Origin of the sequence: Billgrantia ethanolica (assembly GCF_021404305.1) — a bacterium.
Lineage (GTDB): Bacteria > Pseudomonadota > Gammaproteobacteria > Pseudomonadales > Halomonadaceae > Halomonas > Halomonas ethanolica.
In genome coordinates, this window is record NZ_JABFTX010000042.1 from 1 (window position 1) to 316 (window position 316).

General features: G+C 67.7%; 1 pseudogene. It reads right to left on the bottom strand.

Annotated features, from left to right (window positions below):
* Window positions 1-316, bottom strand: a pseudogene (locus HOP53_RS21430) (3-hydroxyalkanoate synthetase); the annotation flags it as partial.

Below are 316 nucleotides of genomic sequence, written 5' to 3' on the forward strand. Positions count from 1 at the left end.
GGTGGCCTTGGGCGCGGTGGCCTTGCTGCCACGGCTGGCGCGCTTGGCCGGTGCCGCTTTCGCCGGGCTCGGGTCGACCTTGGTCTCGGCATCCTGCAGCATCTTCTCCACTTCATCCCTGGCGGCGACCTCGGCTTTGGCTTCCGCCGCTACTTCGTCGTGCAGGGCGACGAGGGCCTGGCGACTTGCTGCCGGCTCGACCCGTTCCAGCGCCTCGCCGAAGAGCTCCCGAATATGCTCATAGCGCTTGCGCACCTGCTCGGAAAGCTCGCCGCTGGCGGCCAGTACATGCTCGATATGCTCGAGGGAGTCGCGA